At 44.4% G+C, this 23,746-nt stretch carries 22 protein-coding genes; 12 read left to right on the top strand and 10 right to left on the bottom strand.

The window, feature by feature from the left end:
- Nucleotides 1–153: 153 nt before the first annotated feature.
- Nucleotides 154–1,239 (top strand): mechanosensitive ion channel domain-containing protein, encoded by a 1,086-nt coding sequence (locus ACN0VI_RS04350; RefSeq protein WP_417445896.1) that lies wholly within the window; start codon nucleotides 154–156, stop codon nucleotides 1,237–1,239.
- 83 nt (nucleotides 1,240–1,322) lie between these two features.
- On the opposite strand, the gene ACN0VI_RS04345 is transcribed toward ACN0VI_RS04350, so the two are convergent.
- The 3 genes from ACN0VI_RS04345 to ACN0VI_RS04335 are packed head-to-tail and all read right to left on the bottom strand — an operon-like array spanning nucleotide 1,323 to nucleotide 3,960.
- Complete coding sequence (locus ACN0VI_RS04345; protein ID WP_331890665.1) at nucleotides 1,323–2,024, bottom strand: Bax inhibitor-1 family protein; 702 nt, start codon at nucleotides 2,022–2,024, stop codon at nucleotides 1,323–1,325.
- 52 nt (nucleotides 2,025–2,076) lie between these two features.
- A complete protein-coding gene (gene ssb / locus ACN0VI_RS04340; RefSeq protein WP_331890666.1) occupies nucleotides 2,077–2,541 on the bottom strand; it encodes a single-stranded DNA-binding protein in 465 nt (154 codons plus the stop codon).
- Between the two features lie 54 nt (nucleotides 2,542–2,595).
- Nucleotides 2,596–3,960 (bottom strand): MFS transporter, encoded by a 1,365-nt coding sequence (locus ACN0VI_RS04335; protein ID WP_417445895.1) that lies wholly within the window; start codon nucleotides 3,958–3,960, stop codon nucleotides 2,596–2,598.
- A gap of 289 nt (nucleotides 3,961–4,249) precedes the next feature.
- Between ACN0VI_RS04335 and uvrA the strand changes: the two genes are divergently transcribed.
- From uvrA to ACN0VI_RS04320, 3 genes are all read left to right on the top strand, one after another.
- The gene (gene uvrA, locus ACN0VI_RS04330; protein WP_417445894.1) at nucleotides 4,250–7,075 is read left to right on the top strand and encodes an excinuclease ABC subunit UvrA; all 2,826 of its coding nucleotides are present in this window, start codon (nucleotides 4,250–4,252) and stop codon (nucleotides 7,073–7,075) included.
- Nucleotides 7,076–7,151: 76 nt separating this feature from the next.
- Nucleotides 7,152–9,275: a VIT domain-containing protein gene (locus ACN0VI_RS04325; protein ID WP_417445893.1), complete on the top strand. Its 2,124-nt coding sequence runs from the start codon at nucleotides 7,152–7,154 to the stop codon at nucleotides 9,273–9,275.
- On the top strand, nucleotides 9,248–10,243 hold the full coding sequence (locus ACN0VI_RS04320; protein ID WP_417445892.1) for a hypothetical protein: 996 nt from the start codon (nucleotides 9,248–9,250) through the stop codon (nucleotides 10,241–10,243). The genes ACN0VI_RS04325 and ACN0VI_RS04320 overlap by 28 nt, the downstream gene beginning before the upstream one ends.
- Nucleotides 10,244–10,395: 152 nt before the next feature.
- Here ACN0VI_RS04320 and ACN0VI_RS04315 read toward each other — a convergent pair whose 3' ends face one another.
- Nucleotides 10,396–11,211 (bottom strand): TerC family protein, encoded by an 816-nt coding sequence (locus ACN0VI_RS04315; RefSeq protein ID WP_417445891.1) that lies wholly within the window; start codon nucleotides 11,209–11,211, stop codon nucleotides 10,396–10,398.
- Nucleotides 11,212–11,224: 13 nt separating this feature from the next.
- Nucleotides 11,225–12,826, bottom strand: a complete 1,602-nt coding sequence (locus tag ACN0VI_RS04310; protein ID WP_417445890.1) for a peptidylprolyl isomerase — start codon at nucleotides 12,824–12,826, stop codon at nucleotides 11,225–11,227.
- Between the two features lie 128 nt (nucleotides 12,827–12,954).
- Between ACN0VI_RS04310 and ettA the strand changes: the two genes are divergently transcribed.
- A complete protein-coding gene (gene ettA, locus ACN0VI_RS04305) occupies nucleotides 12,955–14,622 on the top strand; it encodes an energy-dependent translational throttle protein EttA (protein WP_331891690.1) in 1,668 nt (555 codons plus the stop codon).
- A gap of 261 nt (nucleotides 14,623–14,883) precedes the next feature.
- Nucleotides 14,884–15,264 (top strand): PilZ domain-containing protein, encoded by a 381-nt coding sequence (locus ACN0VI_RS04300; RefSeq protein ID WP_417445889.1) that lies wholly within the window; start codon nucleotides 14,884–14,886, stop codon nucleotides 15,262–15,264.
- Between the two features lie 15 nt (nucleotides 15,265–15,279).
- On the opposite strand, the gene ACN0VI_RS04295 is transcribed toward ACN0VI_RS04300, so the two are convergent.
- Complete coding sequence (locus tag ACN0VI_RS04295) at nucleotides 15,280–15,894, bottom strand: SAM-dependent methyltransferase (RefSeq protein WP_417446569.1); 615 nt, start codon at nucleotides 15,892–15,894, stop codon at nucleotides 15,280–15,282.
- Nucleotides 15,895–16,000: 106 nt separating this feature from the next.
- On the opposite strand from ACN0VI_RS04295, the gene ACN0VI_RS04290 reads away from it, so the two are divergent.
- Nucleotides 16,001–16,588 (top strand): Tll0287-like domain-containing protein, encoded by a 588-nt coding sequence (locus ACN0VI_RS04290; RefSeq protein WP_417445888.1) that lies wholly within the window; start codon nucleotides 16,001–16,003, stop codon nucleotides 16,586–16,588.
- Nucleotides 16,589–16,614: 26 nt separating this feature from the next.
- Here the strand turns inward: ACN0VI_RS04290 and radA are convergent, their stop codons facing one another.
- Nucleotides 16,615–17,979, bottom strand: a complete 1,365-nt coding sequence (radA, locus tag ACN0VI_RS04285; RefSeq protein ID WP_417445887.1) for a DNA repair protein RadA — start codon at nucleotides 17,977–17,979, stop codon at nucleotides 16,615–16,617.
- Nucleotides 17,980–18,391: 412 nt separating this feature from the next.
- Between radA and ACN0VI_RS04280 the strand changes: the two genes are divergently transcribed.
- The 3 genes from ACN0VI_RS04280 (at nucleotide 18,392) to ACN0VI_RS04270 (ending at nucleotide 20,477) form a co-directional block, all read left to right on the top strand.
- Nucleotides 18,392–19,771 carry a 3-deoxy-7-phosphoheptulonate synthase gene (locus ACN0VI_RS04280; protein ID WP_417445886.1) on the top strand — a complete coding sequence of 460 codons (1,380 nt, stop codon included), beginning with the start codon at nucleotides 18,392–18,394 and terminating at the stop codon, nucleotides 19,769–19,771.
- Between the two features lie 107 nt (nucleotides 19,772–19,878).
- Nucleotides 19,879–20,193 (top strand): hypothetical protein, encoded by a 315-nt coding sequence (locus tag ACN0VI_RS04275; RefSeq protein ID WP_417445885.1) that lies wholly within the window; start codon nucleotides 19,879–19,881, stop codon nucleotides 20,191–20,193.
- Nucleotides 20,190–20,477 carry a DUF2970 domain-containing protein gene (locus tag ACN0VI_RS04270; RefSeq protein WP_417445884.1) on the top strand — a complete coding sequence of 96 codons (288 nt, stop codon included), beginning with the start codon at nucleotides 20,190–20,192 and terminating at the stop codon, nucleotides 20,475–20,477. The genes ACN0VI_RS04275 and ACN0VI_RS04270 overlap by 4 nt, the downstream gene beginning before the upstream one ends.
- Before the next feature lie 79 nt (nucleotides 20,478–20,556).
- On the opposite strand, the gene ACN0VI_RS04265 is transcribed toward ACN0VI_RS04270, so the two are convergent.
- Nucleotides 20,557–21,390 (bottom strand): Dam family site-specific DNA-(adenine-N6)-methyltransferase, encoded by an 834-nt coding sequence (locus ACN0VI_RS04265; RefSeq protein ID WP_331892868.1) that lies wholly within the window; start codon nucleotides 21,388–21,390, stop codon nucleotides 20,557–20,559.
- Nucleotides 21,391–21,486: 96 nt separating this feature from the next.
- On the opposite strand from ACN0VI_RS04265, the gene ACN0VI_RS04260 reads away from it, so the two are divergent.
- The gene (locus tag ACN0VI_RS04260; RefSeq protein WP_331892869.1) at nucleotides 21,487–22,110 is read left to right on the top strand and encodes an alpha/beta family hydrolase; all 624 of its coding nucleotides are present in this window, start codon (nucleotides 21,487–21,489) and stop codon (nucleotides 22,108–22,110) included.
- Between the two features lie 21 nt (nucleotides 22,111–22,131).
- Here the strand turns inward: ACN0VI_RS04260 and ACN0VI_RS04255 are convergent, their stop codons facing one another.
- On the bottom strand, nucleotides 22,132–22,512 hold the full coding sequence (locus ACN0VI_RS04255) for a diacylglycerol kinase (RefSeq protein ID WP_417445883.1): 381 nt from the start codon (nucleotides 22,510–22,512) through the stop codon (nucleotides 22,132–22,134).
- A gap of 85 nt (nucleotides 22,513–22,597) precedes the next feature.
- Here ACN0VI_RS04255 and ACN0VI_RS04250 point away from each other — a divergent pair, with 85 nt between their 5' ends.
- Nucleotides 22,598–23,008 (top strand): hypothetical protein, encoded by a 411-nt coding sequence (locus tag ACN0VI_RS04250; RefSeq protein ID WP_417445882.1) that lies wholly within the window; start codon nucleotides 22,598–22,600, stop codon nucleotides 23,006–23,008.
- On the opposite strand, the gene bioD is transcribed toward ACN0VI_RS04250, so the two are convergent.
- On the bottom strand, nucleotides 22,982–23,683 hold the full coding sequence (bioD, locus tag ACN0VI_RS04245; protein ID WP_417445881.1) for a dethiobiotin synthase: 702 nt from the start codon (nucleotides 23,681–23,683) through the stop codon (nucleotides 22,982–22,984). The genes ACN0VI_RS04250 and bioD overlap by 27 nt on opposite strands.
- Nucleotides 23,684–23,746 lie beyond the last annotated feature (63 nt).

Raw genomic sequence — 23,746 nt, 5'->3', positions numbered from 1 at the left:
AGTTAGTTTCCGTGATAAAGGGCGCGCAATGCGCCCTTTTTTATTGTCTGCTGGATTTGCGTATATATCTTTAACCTATCTTAATATCTTAGTCCTCCTTGCATCACACCTGTAAACAATTATGATAAGAGCAAATACCAAGGAGCGAATACTATGTCAGATTTTCTCGGCTTTGATTGGACCAGCCTCTTCTGGCCAATTGCAACCCTCATTATCGGTTTCTTTGCTTACCAGCTTTTACAAAAGTTTTTTGCTCTAAGTAAAAATAAAAATACCAATGTAGTTTTACAAAGACAACTCACCAACATTGTCTTTATGCTGCTATTAATCATTATTTTTGTATTGGTGTTGCCCATCAAAGATACTCTCAAAAATCAAATTATCGGTTTGATAGGTATCGTTCTCTCAGCGTCAATTGCCTTAGGCTCAGCAACTTTTCTCGGCAATATCATGGCAGGTATCTGGCTTCGCTCAGTTCGCAATTTTAGACTCGGTGATTTTATTGAAGTGCAAAACATGTTTGGGCGAGTATCCGGCCGTGGACTATTACATACTGAATTACAGGATCGTGAGCGTGATTTGATCACACTGCCGAACCTGTTTCTGGCGACCAATCCAGTCACCGTTATGCACAGCGATGGCACCATTATTTCAACGGAAATTTCGCTTGGTTACAATGTTGACCATAAAGTAATTGAGCCACTACTGATCGATGCCGCGGAAAAAGCGGAACTGGAAAAGCCATTCGTTTATATCGAAAAACTCCTCGACCACGCCATAGTATATAAAGTCCATGGCTTAGCAACCGACATTAATACATTGCTCTCAAGTCGCTCTAAATTAAACGCCGGTGTCCTTGATAGCCTACATCAGGCCGGTGTTGAGATCGTGTCACCATCCTTTAGAAATCAGCGGATGGTGGATAGCCAGACCTTTATTCCAGAAGCAGTCAAGACTAAAGCCACCCGCGCCAAAAGGTCCAAAAGTGGAGAGCCTGAAGCGGTTATTTTTGACAAAGCCAATAAAGCCGAACAACTGGACCAGACACGCCAACAGATAAATAAGCTCGAAGAAACCGTTGAAGAAATGTCTAAGGCGCTCAAAGAATCTGAAGATAATGATCAAAAAGAAAAAATAAAAGCCAAGCAACAGAAAACTAAAGAAAAGATTGAATCGCTTAAAGAGCAGCTGGTTATTGCGGAAACAGAGTTAAATAAGGAAGGAAAAGGTGAGGATTAGTATTACCTATCACTCCTCAAATAGTTACTAAATTAATATGAAAAAAAGCGGCCAAGGCCGCTTTTTTACCTGTAATTTTAAGTCTAGTCGTTACTAGCCATAAACAGGCGTAATACATACCAGAACATCATGGCGACGCTGGCGAATAACTGAAGTGCTGCACCCACATAACGATCTTCTGGGTAATGATGAAGTACATTAGAGGTATCGTACAGGATAGCAGCACCGGCTAATGCAATCATGCCAACGCTGAACCATGTGCCTAGATGGAAGCCAAAAATAAACGAACTTGCAATCGCTAAAAGAGCGATACCACCAGCCCACAATACGACACTGCGCAAGAACGAGAAGTCTTTACGAGTATAAAAGACAATCGCTGTCAGTAAACCAAAACCTGCTAAGGTTACAATTGCAGCACTTTTAATGACACCTTGGTGATACGTTGCAGCAATCAAAAGCATAGGAGCGAAAATAATCGCTTCAGCAATGATAAACCCACCCAAGCTTGAATATTGAGTGACTTTCGACTGCGCAGTATGAGCGATACGAGTTGCCGCCCAGGAAGCAACCATAAAACCACCCAATAAAACCATCCAGCCTGCGCCGAATGAGAATACCCATTGTGCGATGGCTAATGAAATACCTGATTGATAGAAATAAACACTAATCAGGACAAATGCAAAAATCGAACCCAATAAATGGTTATAAGTTTTGGTGATAAATTTTGCGCGATCACCTAGTCCACCTCGAACAACAACTTGTTCTTCTGTTTGTTGATAGCTCATCAATGTCTCCTTTGTTTAAGCTTTAGATTATTTAACGAAATCCGCTTTCTGGCTAGAACGGAATATCGTCATCAAAATCATCATCCATGGCCGGAGCTGGCTGTGGGTTTTGATTCTGTTTTTGATTGTTTTGATTATTGTTGCCGCCGAAAGAGGCTTCGCCACCGCTACGGCCACCAAGCATTTGCATTTGCCCATTGATATCGATCACAACTTCAGTGGTGTATTTATCCTGGCCTGATTGATCAGTCCATTTACGGGTTTGTAGCTTACCTTCAAAGTAAACTTGTGAGCCTTTTTTCAGATATTCACCAGCAATCTCAGCTAATTTGCCGAAAATGACAATGCGGTGCCATTCGGTTTTTTCTTGTTGCTGACCGGTGTTCTTATCTTTCCAGGTCTCAGAAGTAGCTAACGTAAGGTTGGCAATCGCTCTACCGTCTGGTGTGTAACGAATTTCCGGATCCTTCCCTAAATTTCCTACTAAAATGACTTTATTAATGCCGCGACTGGCCATTGATTACTCCTGTCTTTGTCTTTTAATCTACTAAAATCTTTAATTATCAATACATTAGGCTTCAATTCGGCCTAACTTTTCTAATTCTTCACGCTCGATGGTCGAGTCGTCCACTCGCAAATATACCTTGCCTTTATGGTCGTCCGCAATGGCTTCGATGACTCCAGCCAGCTTTAATACGGATTCTTGCACAGCTTTGGCCGTATCACCCTCATTCAGTTCCAACACCCAGCGTTTCACTTCGGGGAGTTTACCCAGCCAACTAAGCGCCAATCCTGCGACAACCATCAAGCCAATATTCAACCAGATGACGCCAGTGAAGCCCAGACTTGGCAACAGATAACCTGTCACGCTACCGCCCAGGAAAGCACCTAAAAATTGACTGGTTGAGAAGATACCCAATGCCGTACCACGATATTGTGCACCATAAAGGTTGGATACAGTGGAAGGCAGCTTGGCTTCCAATAAATTAAAACCAGCGAAAAATAAGGTTAGCACCACCAGCCAGAACCATAAGCTCTGCCAATTGCTTAGCAAGGTTAATAATGACAAGGCCAGTAACACGAAAGCCGCCTGCATTACCTGACGATGCCAGCCTTTCTTTTCTGCATTGATCATCATCGGCAGCATAATGGCGATTGATATCACCAATACCACCAGATAGATCCATGAATGCTGCGACAGTTCAAAACCACTGGCAATCATCTTGTCGGGCACAACCAGGAATACCGCCACCAGCGCCCAATGAATTACAAACACCGATAGCGCCAATACGAAGATACGCCCCTTCGCCGTGACGTAACGCCAGCGCTCGCCGAAGCTCAAATCGATTTTCGGCATATCCAGTGAGCGCACGCTGGGGACCACAAAAATGGCAACCAGTAGCGCGATAAACGCCAATACAGCAATCACATAGAACAAGTCTTGTAAGCTAAGCCACTTTGATAGCAAGGGGCCAAGAACCAGCGACAAGGCAAAGGCTAAACCAATACTGGCGCCAATCATGGCCATAACTTTAGAGCGCTGATGGGGGCGGCTTAGATCCGCGGCCAGTGCCATCACTGCACTGGCAATTGCACCCGCACCTTGTAAGGCACGACCAAAAATTAATCCCCACACCGTTTCAGAATTAGCGGCTACTAGACTACCGATAATAAAAACCAGCAAGCCAGCGTAAATCACAGGCTTGCGGCCAATCTTATCGGAAAGCAGTCCAAGCGGAAGCTGCAAAATAGCTTGCGACAGACCATAAATACCAATCGCCAAGCCCAATAGAGGTAATGTTGCACCTTCCAGACCCTCGCCAAGTACTCGAATAACCGGCAACAGCATGAAAAGGCCAAACATACGCAATGCGAAAATGCTGGCTAGCGAAATAGCGGATTTTTTTTCTAGCGTGGTCAGTGAAGACGATTTCATACACAATCCAATAGCTTAGGGCTTTTCGTTTAATTTTTAGTCAGCTAGTATTTGACTTTAAGCCCTAACAAACCTTTTCTGTTTAAGGCAATTCACGTTATAGTTAACGGCTGCGATTTTCTCACTTTAAACCGCAAAACCCAAATTTATTTTAAAGTAGCGCCTGATAGCTTCTAGCTAATCTCTCAAATAGCTTATAGCGACCAAGATATTGGCATTAAATTCACAAAACACATGCATAATACAGCGTTACTTCTGTTAGCTCACACAAACGAAATATAGGAAACTGATGGACAACATTGACATCCGCGGTGCCAAGACCCACAACCTTAAAAACATTGACCTCGTCCTACCTCGCGACAAGCTAATCGTGATTACCGGCCTTTCCGGCTCGGGCAAATCTTCTCTTGCGTTCGACACCTTATACGCTGAGGGTCAGCGTCGTTATGTGGAATCATTATCTGCTTACGCACGTCAGTTTCTGTCGCTCATGGAAAAGCCGGATGTAGAACACATCGAAGGCCTGTCGCCTGCAATTTCCATTGAGCAAAAATCCACATCGCATAACCCACGCTCCACGGTGGGTACCATTACCGAGATTTATGACTACCTGCGCTTGCTGTTCGCTCGCGTTGGCACACCACATTGCCCCACTCACCATTTGCCCCTCGAAGCACAAACGGTCAGTCAAATGGTGGATCATGTGTTGGATCAGCCGGAAGGCAGCAAGTTAATGCTGTTAGCGCCGGTGATTAAAAATCGTAAAGGCGAGCACATTCAGCTGTTGCAGGAGCTACAGGCGAAAGGTTTTGTTCGTGCCCGTATCAATGGCGAAGTACACGACTTATCCGCGGCACCTGCCATGGAGCTGCATAAAAAGCACACCATCGAAGTTATCGTCGACCGCTTTAAAGTGAAAACGGATATGCAGCAGCGTCTGGCCGAGTCCTTTGAGACCGCGCTTGAGCTGTCCGATGGTATTGCCCGTGTGGCATCAATGGATGAAGGTGCCGGTCTGGAAGATATGGTTTTTTCAGCCAAGTACGCCTGCCCAACTTGTGGTCATTCAATCCCTGAGCTGGAACCACGCATTTTCTCTTTCAATAATCCAGCCGGTGCCTGCCCAACTTGTGATGGCCTCGGCATCGATCAATTCTTCGACCCTGAGAAAATCATTACTAATGAAGATGTCTCGTTAGCTGGTGGCGCGGTGCGCGGCTGGGATCGTCGTAATGTGTATTATTTCCACATGCTTCAATCACTCGCTAAACATTACAAATTTGATGTTGAGGCGCCATGGAGCAGCTTGACTAAAAAGATTCAGGATGTGGTGTTACACGGCAGTGGCAAAACACAAATTGATTTTGAATACAGCAATGACCGTGGTGACAGATACCAACGCAAGCATCGCTTCGAAGGCATCATTCCGAATATGCAGCGCCGTTACCATGAAACCGAATCCGGCGCGGTGCGCGAAGAACTGCAAAAATACATGACCACCCAGTCTTGTAGTTCTTGCGGTGGCACCCGTCTGAATGAAGATTCACGCAATGTGTTCATTGATGGCACTTCGTTGCCGCAAGCGACCCATTGGTCAATCGAACAGGCGCATGACTATTTCAGCACTCTAGATTTGCCTGGCCAACGTGGTGAGATTGCCTCAAAAGTTCTAAAAGAAATTGGCCAGCGTCTGAGCTTCCTGGTCAATGTCGGACTCGATTATTTAACGCTGGAAAGAAGCGCCGATACTTTATCAGGCGGCGAAGCACAACGTATTCGTCTGGCCAGCCAGATTGGCGCTGGCTTAGTGGGCGTGATGTACATTCTCGATGAACCTTCGATTGGTTTACACCAACGCGACAATGATCGCTTGTTACAGACTCTGACACATCTACGCGATTTAGGTAACACTGTGATTGTTGTTGAGCACGATGAAGATGCCATTCGTGCTGCTGACTATATTGTGGATATTGGACCAGGTGCAGGCGTGCATGGTGGTGAAATTGTCGCCAAAGGTACCTTCGAAGATATTAAAAAAGCCAAAGGCTCATTAACGGCTAAATACTTGACGGGTGAGCTTAAAATTGAAGTACCAGAAAAACGCACGCCCTATGATGCAAAGAAGACCATTCAAGTACTCGGCGCAACGGGCAACAACCTTGATGAAGTTAATCTAGAAATTCCGATTGGGCTTTTGACTTGTGTTACTGGTGTTTCGGGTTCAGGAAAATCAACCCTGATCAATGACACCCTGTATCCCATCGTTGCCCGCGATATCAATCGTTCCAGCTTGCAACCCAAACCTTACCAATCGATAGAAGGTCTAGACCATATCGATAAAGTGGTCGATATTGACCAAAGCCCGATTGGCCGTACACCACGCTCAAATCCTGCAACCTATACCGGAATTTTCACGCCGATTCGAGAACTGTTTGCAGGAACCCAAGAGTCAAGAACTCGCGGCTATAAACCTGGACGGTTCAGTTTTAATGTCAAAGGCGGACGTTGCGAAGCTTGTCAGGGCGATGGCGTCATTAAAGTAGAAATGCACTTCTTGCCTGATGTCTATGTGGCCTGTGATGTGTGTAAAGGCAAACGCTACAACCGCGAAACGCTGGAAATTTTATACAAAGGAAAAAATATTCACCAGGTATTGGATTTAACCGTAGAAGATGCGCGTGAATTCTTTGATCCGATTCCAGCTGTTGCTCGTAAGCTGCAAACTCTGATGGACGTTGGTCTTTCTTATATCACACTCGGACAAGCGGCAACGACTCTTTCGGGCGGTGAGGCACAGCGTGTGAAGTTATCGCGCGAACTATCCAAACGCGATACCGGGCAAACCTTGTACATCCTAGATGAACCAACTACCGGTTTGCATTTCCACGACGTCAATCAACTGCTCAAAGTTCTGCATCGCCTGCGCGACCATGGCAACACCGTTGTGGTCATTGAGCACAATCTTGATGTAATTAAAACCGCTGACTGGATTGTTGATCTTGGCCCTGAAGGTGGCAGCAAGGGTGGACAAATTATCGCAACCGGCACACCAGAAGATGTCGCTAAGGTCAAACAGTCTTATACGGGTAAATATTTAAAACCATTATTGAAATAGTAACTCCCCCTAGATTGAGCCTTAGTTATCAGTTATAACTAAGGCTGACAACAATATAAATATTAGGGGAATAAGAATGATAAGAATAGTTCTAGCTTTTTTCATACTTTTACTATCTTCACAATCTGCATTAGCCAGTATTTTTGAACATCAATATGTAGAATCTCCCTACATGAGAGTTCAAGCAGAACAGCAACAGCTCTATCTCTATAAGACAGAAGTTAATGCTGAAATTGTCGGCATAATTGCTGACGTATCCATTACTCAATACTATAAAAATGAGGGTGATACTGCCATCGAAGCAGTTTACGTTTTTCCAGCTTCTCCATCTGCTGCTGTATACGGTCTTACCCTCAACGTTAATGGCAGAATAACTAAAGCCGTAATACAGGAAAAAGCTCAAGCTAGGCAGACTTATGAAGCTGCTAAGAGCGAAGGTAAAAGTGCATCGTTGCTGGTCCAAGAGGGGCCAAATGTTTTTACTATGAATGTCGCCAATATCCTTCCAGGGGATTCGATACAGGTTGAGCTGAACTATGTTGAACAATTGGTGACCCAAAGTGGTAATTATAGGTTTCAATTACCAGTCTCAATAGGCCCCCAATATGGTGACGCTAGTACTACAGCAATCCCTAAAGACTTCGAAAACTCTATAATTGTAGATATCTACTCAGCTCTCCCAGTAAGTGATGTATCGACGAAACATCATGACTCTACAATAAAAAACAGCTTTTATAGCACAACTGTTTCTTCATCATTTACCGACTCTAAACAACCTTTTATTTTAGACTATAGTTTGAGAAGCGAGTCCTTCAATAGTGGCTTGCAGGTATATGATGATGGTGAAGAAAAATACTTCATGCTGATGACACAGCCACCCAAACAACCTAGGGTAGAAAATACCTTCCCAAGAGAATATATTTTTATCGTTGATGTTTCTGGTTCAATGGATGGAATGCCAACTGAAACCTGCAAGAAGATGATGGCAGAGCTGTTATATGAACTTAAGCCTCAAGATAGGTTTAATATATACCAATTTGCAGGAGGAACTGCATCTCTAGCCGATCAGTCGCTACCAGTCAATGAGAACACTTTAGATCAGGCATTTGCTTTTATTGAGCAGGCTGAAGGTTATGGGGGGACAGAGATTTTACCTGCTTTAGATAAAGCACTGAGTTCTCCAAAGCCAGATGGTTTTAACCGTTCAGTTGTAGTAATGACAGATGGTTTAGTTAATGTTGAAAAGGAAGCTTTTGATCTTGTTAGAAGCAACCTGGGGCAAGCAAACCTTTTTTCTTTTGGTGTTTTCGATCAAAAAGGTTATGGCTCAAATGAATACTTAATCGAAGGATTGGCTAGAATTGGTCAAACAGACCCGATTCTGATTAGTTCAGACAAAGACATCGAGAGTATGATTTCGCTTTTTGTGGATTATATTAGTCAACCGCTACTTTCCAATATTCAAGTCGACTTTGGAAATATGGAAGTATACGACCTCATCAATGATACTTACCCTGATATATTTACTCAAAGGCCGCTGGTTGTCCTTGGGAAGTGGAAAGGCGATCTATCAAAACCAGTAGAGATTAGTGGTAACACTTATAACGGTGGATATTCTAAAACGATTACTGTTGATGGTACGCCCAACGAAAACAATAAAGCCATCAAATACCTATGGGCAAGGGAGCGATTAAAAACCTTATCCGACTATGACGAAGTAACAGGCACAACAGATGAGCTTAGAGAGGCCATTATTGCTTTAGGTCTAAAGTATAATTTACTTACAGCTTATACTTCTTTCGTAGCTGTTGATGAAGTAATAAGAAATCCAAGTGGTGAACTTGAGAAGGCTGCTGAAAATCTGCCACCTCAAGAGCCATCTATAGGACTTGGTTTCGATGAGTCGGAGGTTGAGCTTCCGATAAGTAGAGTTGAGCCAGAAACCAAGATCATACACTCCAGAGAGATGATTCTAAATGGAGAAACCTGGGTTGAGCTAGGTATTAAGAAGTCAAATATACAAAATGTATTAGAATTTAACTCTAAAAGCCTAGTTTGCTTGAAAGATACTCATCCTCATTTAGTTGATATTTTGATGGAACTTGAAGATGTTATTCTGAATATAAATGGTAAAGCAATACAATTTAAACTAAAGGAAAAGCCAATAAATACATGCGAAGAACTCTACGAGCTTTTTTAATTCTATTTGTTTTTACTTTACTAATAAATAACAGCCCTTCTGCCTACAGCAAAACTGCAGGAGGGCTGACTCTTGTCTTTATCTTTAAAAGTGATAGTTCCTTAAATCAACCGTATTATCTAGCAGCCTTTAACTATTACCGCCAACAACAAGAAAGTAATCCTAATATAACCATTATCCGCAATATAGAGTCACTTGAAGAAACCATTGCAGTTATCAATAGCCAAAGCAAGCCTGTCTCTCAAGTATTTCTAGTATCTCACGCATCACATTGGTCTGGCTTGAGCATCCCATTAACTAGTAACACCCAAGGTAAAACAAGCAGTACTCAGTTACTAAACTTCCTAAGCGATAAACAACCCCAAGTTAATACCAATGCTTATAGTACAAATCCAGTTATTACCGTTGAGGGATGTGCAATTGGTTCAAACACTATTCTTCTTGATGTATTAGAAAATTACTACTCAGCAAAAGATGGAACCAAGCCTGATGTTAAAGCGCCTATCGGCTACATGCTCTTTTACTATACCAACAATGAACCAGCACTTGATATTCAGTTTTTCAAAACAGAAGTTCCTGTATTAGAAATCACGCTACCCTTTGCAACCGAATATACTACTAATGATTTTCTGGAAGCATTTAGTAAAGAGTACGGTGACACTCTTCCCTGGGAATTGGCACTAGAACTACCTTATTCTAGCCTTATGACCAATGCTTACACTCATAAAAAACGAACCCTGACACTAGGTTCTTACGGTCACCAATCAGATATAGAAAAATTTGACTCCCCAATTGAGTATATTAAAAAGCACAAGAACATTAGACAACAACTTCAGGAATACAATATTAGTGCCGACAAATTTAAATGGACCTTCGAAAAAACAGAGCAGAAAAACATTATAAAGATTACAGGGAAATCACTTGCCATTACTGTATTCGACAGCTCTAAAGTTCAAAAAGCCCGTTAAATATGGTTAGCTTATCACGACTGAAACACCTGAAGATGTCGCTAAGGTCAAACAGTCTTATACGGGTAAATATTTAAAACCATTATTGAAGTGATTTTATCATCATTTAAAAGCCCGCTAGATGCGGGCTTTTGTTTTGTTACCTTGATTATTTAAAGTATGTTTTCCTGAGCTTCTAATTCTTTTTGTGCATTAGCCGATGCTTGTTGTTTCTTGATAATACGTTTTTGATAACGTGACTGTACGATGTCGCTTAATACCATAATCGCAATAACAAAGTAGAAGGTGGCTTTGTTCATTGGCTCGATTGGATAGCCGAACAGCAGAAGGTGTGACTTGTGCCCTCCATCAGCCAGTAACATGATACCGACGACCAACAAGATAAATAATCCTAACACTTCAAACATGCGGTTCTTTTGCAAAAAGGTAGAAACAGTATCGGCTAACCAAATCATCAGTACACCACTAATTATGATTGCTATGGCCATTATCCAGAAATTATCGGTCAGAGCCATTGCACTAAGAATAGAGTCGAATGAGAAGACCAGGTTCATCAAGACAATTAAGGTGATCACTTTAGCAGCTGATTGCGGCTTGCGCTCGTTAGCATCGCCAGCTTCAATCGCCATCATGTGCCAGATTTCTTTGACTGCGGTGTACATAATGAAAACACCACCGAATAAGACAATAATACTTTCAAAAGTAAAGGTTGCTTCAATCACACCGGACCATGGAATGGTGAACAATTCACCTTGCACATATTTAATCAATTCAACCAAAGTGAACAGCAGCACGATCCTCAATACAACTGCGAGTCCTATACCGAGGCGTCGAACTTGTTTTTGTTTCTCAAGCGGGGCTCGTTTTGACTCCAGCGAGATATACAGCAAATTGTCAAAACCAAGAACGGCCTGTAATACAATCAGCATTCCTAGAGTTAATAAACTTTCAATTGTTAGTAGTTCCATAAATTAATGCCTTTTAATTTTTAATAATTTCTGCCTGAGTGATTTGGTCATTCTGCTCAAGTGACATCACAATGTCCATTCCTTCGACGACTTCACCAAAGACTGTGTAATTGCTATCAAGGTGTAGATTCGGAGCCAGGTTAAAGAAGAATTGTGCGCCACCGGTGTCTTTACCTGCGGTTGCCATGCCAATAGTTCCTTTGCGGTGCGAATGCTGATTGAGTTCTTCGCGAATACTGTAGCCGACACTTCCAGAGCCATCGCCCAGTTGGCTGCCACCTTGCGCAACGAAGTTTGGGATCACCCGATGAAAATAAGTGTTTTCATAAAAACCACTTTCTACTAATCGCAGAAAGTTTGCCGATGTGTAAGGCGTGTCTGCAAACAGTCTAATGATAATATCACCCTGAGTGGTGGTGAGCTTTACTAGAGCCGGTCCCTCTTTTAATGAAAATGGTAATTCTGTAGGCGTTGCCATGGGTTCGGTTTTAGGTTCTTGATAAGTTTTTAGAGCCCGCTGAGCACCGATACGAATAATCTCTTTATCACTCTTTGCTAATTGTTTTAGCACCGGCGGCATATCCAGTTCAACAAAGTATTGAATCACTGCTCGTTGATGATTCGGGTCATCTGATTCCAACCAGGCTTTTACTAACTTCTGTACTTCGGGTTGCGCCTTGTCATTGGTTGCCAAGAAAGCTTCCGACTGGACCCAGGTATTATCACTGTCTCGAAGAACTTTCAGAGTCTGCGGCGTCATCCAGCGCCGACCTGACTGTAATAGTGTCACTTGTAGCGCAGGATTTTCTACCAAAGCTAAATCATTTAGCAGTTGGATATGTTCTGTCCTGGTTAGTGTTCTAATGGACAAAGCTTGCGCAGCGGCAATCTGAATGGCGTTATCACTACTGGTAATTTTTTCCACCAATAGTGGCGTGATGTCTTTATGCCCAAGTTTTGATAATGCACGAATGATAAAAGCCTGTGTTGCGCTATCCAAAGAACCATTATTGTCGCGCACTATGCTAATAACTTCCGGAACATGGGGATCTCTTAGCAAAGGCACTCTCGCCAACAGGAAGCTGGCCTTTAGCGCCGTATCCTTATCACGCAATCGATCAATGACACGCGCTACTTCAATTTCGGTATCACCGGTTAGCAAGTGACGATGAAATACCGACATGATGCCTAAACCTTGCATGGCGGCATTGGCCACTTGAGCATCCTCGGTCTGCTCAATGAGACGCGCCAAGGTTGGCACTGAATTTTCACCACCTAAATTACCAATCGCCAATACCATGGCGGCACGCACTTTGCTATTTTTCTCCTGCTCCAGTTGCTCGATTAAACTGGCAGTTGCAGGCTTATGCAAACTGATGCCCAAAGCAAAGGCCGCAGTTTCGCGCACCCTGGCATTAGAATGCTTGAGAAAAGGGAGAATCAAGTTGCTGGCCTGCTCATCACCAATCCGTCCTAAATTAATTAGCGCTAATTCCACAGTCTCAAGATTGTCACAGGCCAATGCCTTATTGAAAGCAGGCTCATTGATTTGTCGCATATCAGCCAGTCGATACAACACCTGCGACTCTACGCAAGGCGCTGCCTTAGGAGCCAAAACGCTACAGCCTGCGAAAAATAGAGTGAAAAAGGCGAGCGAGAGTGGTTTTGCGAGCTTGCTATGGTGGCTTAGTGCAGTGAGGCAATGTAAAATGCGCATAACTTTGATCAACCCTGTTCTAATTAATGGCTCAATATATTTATACAATGAATCGCGTGGGCAAAATTGTTCCACCGAATAAAACTATTCTAAAAGATATTTCCCTATCATTCTTCCCTGGCGCCAAAATTGGTGTTTTAGGTCTTAATGGCTCAGGTAAATCGACTTTATTACGAATCATGGCTGGTGTCGACACCGATATTGAAGGTGAAGCGCGTCCACAATCCGGCATTAAAATCGGTTATTTGCCACAGGAACCGCAACTTGACGACAGCAAGACGGTTCTTGAAATCGTTGAAGAATCGGTCACTCATGTTAAAGAAGCCTTGGCAGAACTGGATCAGGTCTATGCGGCCTATGCCGACGCCGATGCTGACTTTGATGCCTTAGCAAAGCGCCAAGGTGAGCTGGAAGCTATCATTCAGGCCGCAGATGGCCATAACCTAGACAACACCTTAGAGCGAGCCGCTGAAGCACTTCGCTTACCACCTTGGGAAGCTGGAGTGAAAAACCTGTCGGGCGGTGAGCGTCGACGTGTGGCCATGTGTCGTTTGCTTCTTGAGCATCCTGATATGTTATTGCTGGATGAACCTACCAACCACTTGGATGCCGAATCGGTAGCCTGGCTTGAACGTTTCCTGGTTGATTATAAAGGCACCGTGGTAGCGATTACCCACGATCGTTATTTCCTTGATAACGCCGCCGGCTGGATCCTTGAGCTGGATCGTGGCCACGGTATTCCATGGGAAGGCAACTATTCGTCATGGCTGGAGCAAAAGTCTGCGCGATTAGAGATTGAAGAGAAACAGGAACAATCTCGCCAGAAAACCATGAAAGAAGAGTTGGAATGGGTTCGCTCGAATACTAAAGGTCGTCAGGCGAAATCCAAAGCCCGTATGGCACGCTTTGAAGAACTGTCGAGTAAAGAATTCCAGCAGCGTAATGAAACCAAAGAACTGTATATTCCGCCTGGCCCACGCCTTGGTACGCAAGTCATTACCGCCAAAGGCCTGACTAAAGCTTATGGCGACAAGTTGCTTTATAACGATCTCAACTTCAACCTGCCGCAAGGTGGCATTGTTGGTGTGATTGGTCCTAACGGTGCGGGTAAATCCACTATGTTTAAATTGATTACTGGTGAAGAGACGCCGGATTCAGGCGAACTAAAGGTGGGTGAAACCGTTGAACTGTCCTATGTTGACCAAAGTCGTGACTCATTAGACGACAGCAAGACTGTATGGGAAGAAATTTCAGACGGATTAGATTTGATTACCGTCGGCAACTACACCACGCCATCGCGAGCATATGTCGGTCGCTTTAACTTCAAAGGCACCGACCAGCAGAAACGCATCGGTCAGCTATCAGGTGGTGAGCGTAACCGTGTCCACTTGGCCAAGCTACTGAAAAGTGGCGGCAACGTCCTGTTACTGGATGAGCCGACCAACGACCTCGACGTAGAAACCTTACGTGCGCTAGAAGATGCATTGCTAGCCTTCCCAGGTTGCGCGGTAGTCATCTCGCACGACCGTTGGTTCCTTGACCGTGTTGCCACCCATATCCTGGCTTTTGAAGGCGACAGTGAAACCGTCTGGTTCGAAGGTAATTATCAAGAGTACGAAGCCGATCGTAAACGCCGCCTTGGTGCCGAAGCCGATCAGCCGCATCGTATTAAATATCGCAAGATATCAAAGTAAATCTTAGCTATCTCTATAGGTTGGGTTAGAGGCTTCGGCCTCGCAACCCAACACTAGCCTATAGTCTTTATTTCGGTGGGCCAAGGCCCACCCTACCTGAAATGAATGCCTAACTTTGTGTAGGGCAGGCCTTCGCCCAACACAAGCAAACCAAACTATTCCTGAACTTGATAATCCAGCCCTTCTAAAATTCCTTTAGACAAGCCAAAAGCCATCTGCTACTTTAGATTTATCAATACATTACTGAATCAGGGACACTGAGTGTCAGGACAGGAACGACGAAACTTTTCGCGCATTGAATACAATGCCAAAGTACTCATTGAGCAGGGAGATCACAAATCAGTGGGCTCTGTTATTGAGTTATCGCTTAATGGTGTTCTTATTGACGCAAAATCAAAACTGGATAAGTCAAAACCTGTCGATGTTCAAATCATTATTGATGAGTTCTCACCGGCCATTCACTTAACGGCTGAAATTGTTCATCATCAAGACCAGCAATACGGCTTAAGAACTTCAGAGATTGATATTGATAGTATGCTGCAATTGAGAACCATCATCGGTATGCATAATGATGATCCTGATGAAATACATCGAGAGTCGGACGCGCTCTGGAAAACCAAGCTAGAAGAAAAAGAAAACTAGCAAAGAAACCTATCTTTAGCCCACAGCCCACTCATCAAAGCGAGTCTTATAGCCATTTGGTTTCACTAACTCCAGTTGCCAACAGGTTTCCCCTCTCGCTAAATACTTCACTTCAAAGTGTGTTCTTTCAGATTGTTTATCTACTTCAGAGACTTCTGGTGTTAATTGCCATAAGTCTTTAGCCTGCTGCTCCGCTTCTTCAATATAAGATTGAATATTAGTAGCCAAAATCAACTTGGCATTGTCTTGCATTCTCGATAATAGAAATTCAAAAAATGGCATGTTCAGCCAACGTTGGCTTGGGTTTTTCGGCTCTGGGTTAGGATATAGAATAAAAACTCCAGCCAGACTGCTCGGCTCTAAGGCATGCACCACCCAGGGAATGGCATCGGCATGTATAGGCAATAAATTGTTAAGTGATAACTGCTGAGATTTATCAGCAAAGTCATTGAATTTATTTCGTGTGCGTTCGATGGCAATTAAATATTTATCGGGGTTGTTCTGAGCAAACATCAATGCATGTTTCCCCCGCCCGGCGCCAATTTCTAAATATTGAGGCGTATTAATTTCAGGTTTTGTAAAGCCTCTTGGAGCAAACAATTTTTCAGGCTTAAACTGGCGCAAGTTGATATCGATCATAATATATTAGATTTCGCTGACATAGGGTCTGTTGACCTTTACATGACATTAAGAAGGGGTAGTATAAAGCGTTATTGTTAACGGTAAAGGAAACGCCATGAAAAAAGTATTGATCATTCTTCTCATTTTGCTCGCCATTGCCGGCGTTGGCTACTATGGCTGGCAACAATACCAAGCAGCACAAACTAAACTGTGGGAAGAAAAAGCCCAGCTTGCAGAAGAGACCCTGAAGCCAATAAAAATGCAGTTTAAAGAAACTCTTATGGGCGGGATGCAGCAAGGAGTTGTTGAGGCTATTGATTACTGTAATTTGGAAGCACCCGAAATTACTGCAAAGGTTTCTGAAGGTGTTGAAGTTGGTCGTACCAGCCATCGTGTGCGCAATCCAGATAATGAACCGACCGATTTATTGCAAGCTCCGCTTGATTATTATCTTGAGATGGAACGCCTGGGTGAGAAAACAAGCGGACAGATTACGCAACTGCCTAGCGGTGAATGGCTATATGTTGAGCCGATTTATACCCAGCAAGTTTGTCTTGCCTGTCATGGTCAAAATATTGCACCTGAAGTACAAACTGCTATCAATGAAAAGTACCCGAATGATCAAGCCACCGGCTTTAAAGAGGGCGAGCTGCGGGGCATGTTCTGGCTTAAGTTAGCAGAAGATTTCGGCGCACAAAATTAACATCCCGTCCCCTAGCAAAAATATCCTTAAATGAGCTGGATGAACTGATCCATCCGGCTTACCCCAATCACCTCTAAGCCATCCATTGGTTTGGGTGGCTTATTACCCTCCGGCACTATGGCACGTTTAAAGCCATGCTTGGCTGCTTCTTTTAACCGTTCCTGCCCATTCGGCACCGGACGAATTTCTCCAGCCAAACCAATCTCACCGAAAATCACGGTATGCGCTTCTAAAGGGCGATTGCGTAAACTGGAAATGATCGAGGCTACTAACGCCAGGTCGGAACTGGTTTCCATCACCCTGACACCGCCGACCACATTGGCAAAGACATCCTGATCATAAGTCGCGATACCTGCGTGACGATTGAGTACCGCTAGCAACATGGCTATGCGCTGATGATCAAGACCGACCGCAATACGACGAGGTTGTGGCGCATGCGAGGTATCCACCAAGGCTTGGATCTCGACCAGCATCGGACGTGTGCCTTCCCAGGTGGCCATCACTGCACTACCCGCTACCGGATCCTGATACTTTGATAAGAAAATTGCCGATGGGTTTTTGACCTGTTTCAAGCCTTCATCCGTCATCGCGAAAACGCCCAGTTCATTGACTGCACCGAAACGGTTTTTGACGGCACGCAATAGACGCAAGCGTCCATCACGCTCACCTTCAAAATAAAGAACAGCATCGACCATGTGTTCCAACACACGCGGCCCCGCCAACGCACCATCTTTGGTGACATGGCCAACAACCAGCAACGTAATGCCGGTCTGTTTGGCAAAACGTACCAATTGAGCGGCACTTTCGCGCACCTGTGCCACACCACCTGGTGCAGACTGCAACATTTCGGTGTAAATGGTTTGAATCGAATCCACCACCATCACTTTCGGTTGCTGTATTAAAGCCTGAGAAGTAATTTGCTCAACCTGGGTTTCGGTCAGTAACGAAAAGTCACCTGTGGCTAATCCTAAACGTTGCGCGCGCATGGTCACCTGCTGCAACGACTCCTCACCGGTCACATACAATACCGAATCGGTTTCGCTGATTTTGCATAAGCTTTGCAACAAAATGGTGGATTTACCAATACCCGGATCGCCACCCATCAAGACCACTGAGCCAGGAACCAGACCACCACCTAAAACACGATCAAGTTCAGACAGGCCGGATGACATGCGTGGCAATTCAGACAAGTCCACCTTGTCCATCTTGACCACTTTAGTCGCCTGCCCGACGTATCCCGTAAAGCGTGAGCTTTTAGAGCTGTTAGCTTTCTTGGCGTCTACCTGTTCGACCAATGAATTCCATGACTTACAGGCACCACACTGACCTGCCCATTGTGGGGTTTCGCTGCCGCACTCTTGGCAAACATAAATCGTTTTTACTTTTCCCATAATTACCTTACTTCCAAACGGCCTGATCGTCTGTCTGACTTTGTTAGAATGTGCTTAGCTTTCGGTCATTTATTGTTTATAAACTTCCTCAAACACGCCCATTCTGCCTCGTCAGACGATTGCTCAGTCCGTTTTCTTATTGGTGTGCCGGTTGCACCCGTCCTCAATATGCTCACATGATGTTACATCAGCTCCGCGATTTCGTCGGGTTTTGCCTTGATTAGCGTTATCTCAACTTTTCTAATGCTTAACTTTAATCATTTAACTGATTGAACATGATCGCTTATCTTTGCGTTAGAAAATGTCGTATATCATTGCATTTTTTAGTTTATGTTCGAAATGCGCTTCTATTCGCCAGCGCCTATCTTATGAGATAGAATAGCTTTATTGAAGTAGATTTCTGATATTAATCATGAGCAACAGATCCGCTGATGACTGGACGCCCGATAGCTGGAAGCGTAAACCAGTCAGCCAGCAAATAAAATATGGTAGTACTGAAGCCTTGGCGCAGGTTATTGAAAAACTGCGACAGTTACCGCCTTTGGTATCAGCCAGCGAAGTGGACAGCTTAAAAAACCATATTGCGGATGCACAGGCTGGCAAAGCCTTTATTCTGCAAGGTGGCGATTGCGCTGAGTCCTTTTCGGACTGCAATGCTGAAGCCATTTCACAAAAAGTTCGCTTACTAATGAGCTTAAGCTTGCTGGTCAGCCAACAGACGCAAAAACCTGTTGTTCGAATTGGCCGCATCGCTGGTCAATATGCCAAACCTCGTTCTGAACTGACTGAAACTCAAGATGAAACCACTTTGCCCAGTTATCGCGGCGATCTGGTGAACCATGTGCATTTTAGTGAGTCATCCCGTATGCCAGATCCGGCGCGCATGTTGCAGGGCTACAGCTATGCTTCATTAACTCTGAACTATATCCGCTCTTTGCTTGAAGGCGATATCAGCGACCTGTTCCAGCTTGAGCAGGAATCGCAGAACCTTTTGTCGTTGAAAACCAATGCCAAACTGCATAAGAGCCTGGATCAATTCCGTGAAGCGATGCGTCTGTTTCATCAGGCCAATGGCCCACAACACAACAGCCGCCACTGGCTTGAGTTCTTTACCAGCCATGAAGCCTTACACCTGCATTACGAAGAAGCGCTAACCCGCAAAGCGAATAATGGCAAATGGTACAACCTATCGACTCATTATCCGTGGGTTGGCATGCGCACCACCATTCAGGACAGTGCCCATATCGAATACCTACGCGGTATAGCCAACCCTATTGCCATCAAAGTAGGCAAAGATTTATCGCCAGAAACCCTGGTGCAGCTCTGTAAAGTGCTCAATCCCAGCAATGAAGCGGGCCGTTTGACCTTGATTCAACGCTTTGGTCATCAGTCCATTGCTCAAGTATTACCGCCAATGATTGAGGCTATTCAAAAAGCCGAACTGAAAGTACTGTGGAGCTGCGATCCTATGCATGGCAATACTCGCATAAGCGCCCATGGCATTAAAACCCGAGATTTCCAGCATATCCAAAGTGAATTGCAGCAGGCTTTTGAAATTCACGCAGCCCATGGTAGTCATCTTGGTGGGGTACACCTGGAAATGACTGCTGAAGCGGTAATGGAATGTGTGGGCGGTAGCTATGGCGTTACCGAACAGGAACTGGATAAAGCCTATACCAGCCTGGTCGATCCGCGCTTAAATGCCGCCCAGGTCTTTGAATTAATTGATTCAATTGAAGAAAAGCAGCAACATTTACATAAAATTGACACAAAACACGTATCATCTTCTTGAGTTGTAACCAAATGTTCACGTATATTAGGGAGATTCGTTTGCCTTAATAGGTAAACTAGCCCTATGGAAAGCGTGTTCAACCCAGATGGATAGTATGAGGAGCAATGATGAAAATGACTAATGCTGTTAAAAAATACGTAGCCGTATCAGTTTTTGTGGCGGGTTCTTTCCTGTCAGGTCAGGCATTTGCTAATGCCCAGATGTGCTCTGATGTTCAATACTCTCCAATTGACGACACCCAGCTTCACATTCTCACTCAACTTGATCCTGAACTGGTTCAGCCAGCTCCTCAGCAAGACACCAAAAAAGACGAAAAAAAATCCGAACAGTCAGTTAGCTGGTTTTCTTGGCTAACAGAATCTCATACAATGCCAAGTCTGCATTTTATCGATATTCTAGAATTGTTTGGCGGTGACGAATGAGCGAGCAACACTCCAATACCCAACAAAACCATTCCAACAGCAACACACAAAATCCAACTAGTGACAGCCAGCAGGAGCCAACCCAACAAGGCACCGGCTTTTGGTCAACTGTAAAAAGTATTGTTGGCGCCATGTTCGGCGTCCAGTCTGAAGCACAACGACAGAAAGATTTTCAACAAGGTAGCGCCCTGCATTTCATCATCGGCGGCGTGGTTTTCACCATCGTATTTATCTTTACCATCCTCTATTTTGTAAACTCAGCACTGGAAAGCGCGGGACAGTAGATTAGCCCCTTAGAATACGAGGTTAAATATTACCAAGGGCGCACACATAGGTAGCGCCCCCTACCAAGCCAAGTCGCGCCTATTTCCGATAAACCACTATCAATTCCTGAGCATTATTACGTCCTGCGCCATCGCAGGAGATAAAGCGTCGTACAGGAAAGGATTGCAGGTCTTTGGCTTTAGCGTAGATCAGGCGGGCGAAGTCGGTGTCATGGTTGGAGATCACTACAGGCACACCTCGATTGGATAGCTTTTGTGCCTCTAAAGCGAGTTCTTGCTGGTTATCGAGTGAAAACTCTTTCTGGCTGTAGCTGGTGAAGTTGGCGGTTAATGACCATGGCAAATAAGGCGGATCGCAATAAATTACATTACCACGTCGAGTATGCGTCATGGTTTTGCTGAAGCTCTGGCAGCGGAAGTCCGCTCGCTTGGCTTTCTCGGCAAAAAACTCCATTTCACGTGCAGGAAAATAGGGTTTTTTATACCTTCCAAAAGGCACGTTAAAGCCTCCCGAACGATTATAGCGGCACAAGCCGTTGTATCCGTGGCGATTGAAGTAGACGAATAAAGCAGCTCGCTCTTTTCCCGCTTTAAGTCGATTAAAGTGCTCGCGTAATTCGTAAAAAGTTTTCTGATTATTGTATTGGTCGGTGAAGTATTGAGAGCAGTAATCGATAAAGGAGGCTTTCCCCTTTTTAAGTTGATTAAAAACATCAATCAAATCTGGATTTATATCAGCCAATAAATAGCGGTCATAATCCGCATTAAGAAATAGTGCGCCAGAACCAGCAAAAGGCTCGATCAGTTTATTGCCTTCCGGCAAAACTTTAAGAATTCGCGGCAATAATCGAAACTTGCCACCCGCCCATTTAAGGAAAGGTCTTTGATAGGAAGCGGGCTTTAGTGCAGACATAATCGGTTTTTATTCTTACAATTGCTGCCTAGTGTATCAAAACCGATCACGAATGAAAGGTAAAATTGATTCAACAACAGCCCTGATAGGATAAGCATGACTCACACTATAACTTCCAACACTACAGACTCTAGCCAAGCGGTCTTTATCTTTGCTCATGGTGCCGGAGCCGATTCCAGCTCGGAGTTTATGCAAAGCATGGCCAAGCTCATCGGTCATCCAAACATTGAAGTCACTCTGTTTGATTTCCCTTACATGCTCAAGCGCCAACAGACGGGTAAGAAGTCGCCGCCGGATAGAATGCCAAAGCTTATCGAAGCCTATAAGCAACAAATTGCAAAGCAGGCAAAAGGTCGCAAAGTCTTTATTGGCGGTAAATCGATGGGGGGACGTGTGGCCAGTATGATTGCGGATGAAGAACAGGTTGCCGGTTTGATCTGTATGGGATATCCCTTTCACCCACCGGGTAAGCCTGAAAACCTCAGAACAGATCATTTGAGAGATCTTAAAACGCCAACTTTGATTCTACAGGGAACCCGCGATCCTTTTGGCAAACCTGAAGAGGTGGCGACTTATGAGTTATCCTCGAAGATTGATGTTAACTGGCTGGTGGATGGCAATCACAGTTTAGAAACCCTGAAGCGCTCAGAGGTAAGTACTGAGCAAAGCTGGCAAACGACTGCAAAGCTGGCCCAGAACTTTATATTGGCCCAGCTCTAACAAAAAACTAAGGAATAGCTTTTAAGAGAAAAAGTTAAAGTAGCAGATAGTACCCCAGACAATTCCGGTAAAGAGTAACGCTATAAAGACCATGGCGGAGCCTATGTCTTTAGCACGGCCAGATAGCGGGTGCTGCTCTGGGCCAATGCGATCAACTACTGCTTCAATTGCTGAGTTTGCCAATTCTGCCATTAGAACAACGCCTAATGTTAACAACATAATGGCTATCTCGCCGGTAGTTCCACCTAATACAAAAGCCAACGGTATTAAAAGTACGGCTAGAGCAAGTTCCTGGCGGAAGGCCGCCTCACTAAGCCATGCTCCTTTTAAGCCCTTCCACGAATACTTGGTAGCATCAACAATACGGGGAATACCTGTCTTTCCGGGTTTCATTAGCGACATTGTGACTGACTTAATAAATTGGGCTTATCCATTGATAGTACTGTATGCTAATCTTTTCGGCAAACTGACAAAATTTGGCAACTCTATGAAAATCAGACACTTAAAATACCTATCAATTCTATTTTTGGCACCATTGGTGGCTTGCTCCGAAGTCAACAGCGACAATCATTCCGAGACTACCGATAAGCCAAGTGCAAACTACCAGCAACAAATTCAAGCCGCCATTGCTGACAAAAGCTGTAATACTAATGACGACTGTGCTTTAGTGGAAGTTGGCGCAAAACCTTGCGGAGGCCCTGAAACTTATGAGCCTTATGCAAAGCCCAACGTTGACGAAGCGAAGCTGAAAGAATTAGCAGCAGCCTACAAAAAGGAACGCCAGGATTATTTCAAAGAGAATCAGATCATGGGAATTTGTGTGGTCACTCCAAAGCCCAGTGTCGGCTGTGTAAACAACCAGTGTGTAGCCTCAGAGCAAAGTCTTCAGGTCCAATAAACCACTGGCAGTATTGATATCAGCGTCTTGTTGTTCCGAGCTTTCTTGATGCGGGATAATTCCTAGGCAAGGCGCTGAAATATTCTTGGTAAGCCAATCCAGATTCTGTTCGCTACGACTCATTTCACCAAACACAAAATTAGCTACCCAGCCTCGTAGTTTCAACCCACGCCGCTCAATGTCTCTGACTGTCAGCATGGCATGGTTTAAGCAGCCTAACTTCATACCCACCACTAAAATCACATCCAACCCCTTCTGCTCAACCCAGTCGGCATAGGTTTCGGTATCATTCAGTGGGGTTAACCAACCGCCAGCACCCTCGATTAGTAGGTACTCACTTTGTGGAAACTGAATCAGGCGATTGAGCTCAGAAACCGATAAATCAACGCCGGCTTCTGCTGCCGCAATATGCGGTGCAATAGCAGGTTCGAAACAAAGAGGATTGACTTCCGAATAGCTAATTAGTGCAAAACCTGGGCTTTTTTGGGATAAGTCGAGAATTTTTTGCCCATCTTCATTAACCCACTGCCCTTCAATTAACTCGGCACCGGAAGCAATCGGTTTCAGGCCAAAAACCTGCTTGTTATAATGCAGCAGTGCATTAATAAGCGATTGAGTTATAAAGGTTTTTCCGACTTCGGTATCAGTGCCGGCAATGAATAATTTTTCTTTCATATTGTCTAATTTGTTACCCCTCGCACACAACATACGACACAGGTTGCGCTATAATTCGATACA

The organism is Kangiella sp. (assembly GCF_048265365.1).
Classification (GTDB): domain Bacteria; phylum Pseudomonadota; class Gammaproteobacteria; order Enterobacterales; family Kangiellaceae; genus Kangiella.
The sequence above is the reverse complement of the archived record's forward strand: the minus strand, read 5'-3'. Positions and strand labels throughout refer to the sequence as shown.

Excerpts from the sequence above, each read along its gene's own strand:
- ACN0VI_RS04350 (WP_417445896.1), top strand. The coding sequence starts at position 154 with ATGTCAGATTTTCTCGGCTTTGATTGGACCAGCCTCTTCTGGCCAATT.
- ACN0VI_RS04345 (WP_331890665.1), bottom strand. The coding sequence starts at position 2,024 with ATGAGCTATCAACAAACAGAAGAACAAGTTGTTGTTCGAGGTGGACTA.
- ssb (WP_331890666.1), bottom strand. The coding sequence starts at position 2,541 with ATGGCCAGTCGCGGCATTAATAAAGTCATTTTAGTAGGAAATTTAGGG.
- ACN0VI_RS04335 (WP_417445895.1), bottom strand. The coding sequence starts at position 3,960 with ATGAAATCGTCTTCACTGACCACGCTAGAAAAAAAATCCGCTATTTCG.
- uvrA (WP_417445894.1), top strand. The coding sequence starts at position 4,250 with ATGGACAACATTGACATCCGCGGTGCCAAGACCCACAACCTTAAAAAC.
- ACN0VI_RS04325 (WP_417445893.1), top strand. The coding sequence starts at position 7,152 with ATGATAAGAATAGTTCTAGCTTTTTTCATACTTTTACTATCTTCACAA.
- ACN0VI_RS04320 (WP_417445892.1), top strand. The coding sequence starts at position 9,248 with ATGCGAAGAACTCTACGAGCTTTTTTAATTCTATTTGTTTTTACTTTA.
- ACN0VI_RS04315 (WP_417445891.1), bottom strand. The coding sequence starts at position 11,211 with ATGGAACTACTAACAATTGAAAGTTTATTAACTCTAGGAATGCTGATT.
- ettA (WP_331891690.1), top strand. The coding sequence starts at position 12,955 with ATGGCTCAATATATTTATACAATGAATCGCGTGGGCAAAATTGTTCCA.
- ACN0VI_RS04290 (WP_417445888.1), top strand. The coding sequence starts at position 16,001 with ATGAAAAAAGTATTGATCATTCTTCTCATTTTGCTCGCCATTGCCGGC.
- radA (WP_417445887.1), bottom strand. The coding sequence starts at position 17,979 with ATGGGAAAAGTAAAAACGATTTATGTTTGCCAAGAGTGCGGCAGCGAA.
- ACN0VI_RS04280 (WP_417445886.1), top strand. The coding sequence starts at position 18,392 with ATGAGCAACAGATCCGCTGATGACTGGACGCCCGATAGCTGGAAGCGT.
- ACN0VI_RS04275 (WP_417445885.1), top strand. The coding sequence starts at position 19,879 with ATGAAAATGACTAATGCTGTTAAAAAATACGTAGCCGTATCAGTTTTT.
- ACN0VI_RS04270 (WP_417445884.1), top strand. The coding sequence starts at position 20,190 with ATGAGCGAGCAACACTCCAATACCCAACAAAACCATTCCAACAGCAAC.
- ACN0VI_RS04265 (WP_331892868.1), bottom strand. The coding sequence starts at position 21,390 with ATGTCTGCACTAAAGCCCGCTTCCTATCAAAGACCTTTCCTTAAATGG.
- ACN0VI_RS04260 (WP_331892869.1), top strand. The coding sequence starts at position 21,487 with ATGACTCACACTATAACTTCCAACACTACAGACTCTAGCCAAGCGGTC.
- ACN0VI_RS04255 (WP_417445883.1), bottom strand. The coding sequence starts at position 22,512 with ATGTCGCTAATGAAACCCGGAAAGACAGGTATTCCCCGTATTGTTGAT.
- ACN0VI_RS04250 (WP_417445882.1), top strand. The coding sequence starts at position 22,598 with ATGAAAATCAGACACTTAAAATACCTATCAATTCTATTTTTGGCACCA.
- bioD (WP_417445881.1), bottom strand. The coding sequence starts at position 23,683 with ATGAAAGAAAAATTATTCATTGCCGGCACTGATACCGAAGTCGGAAAA.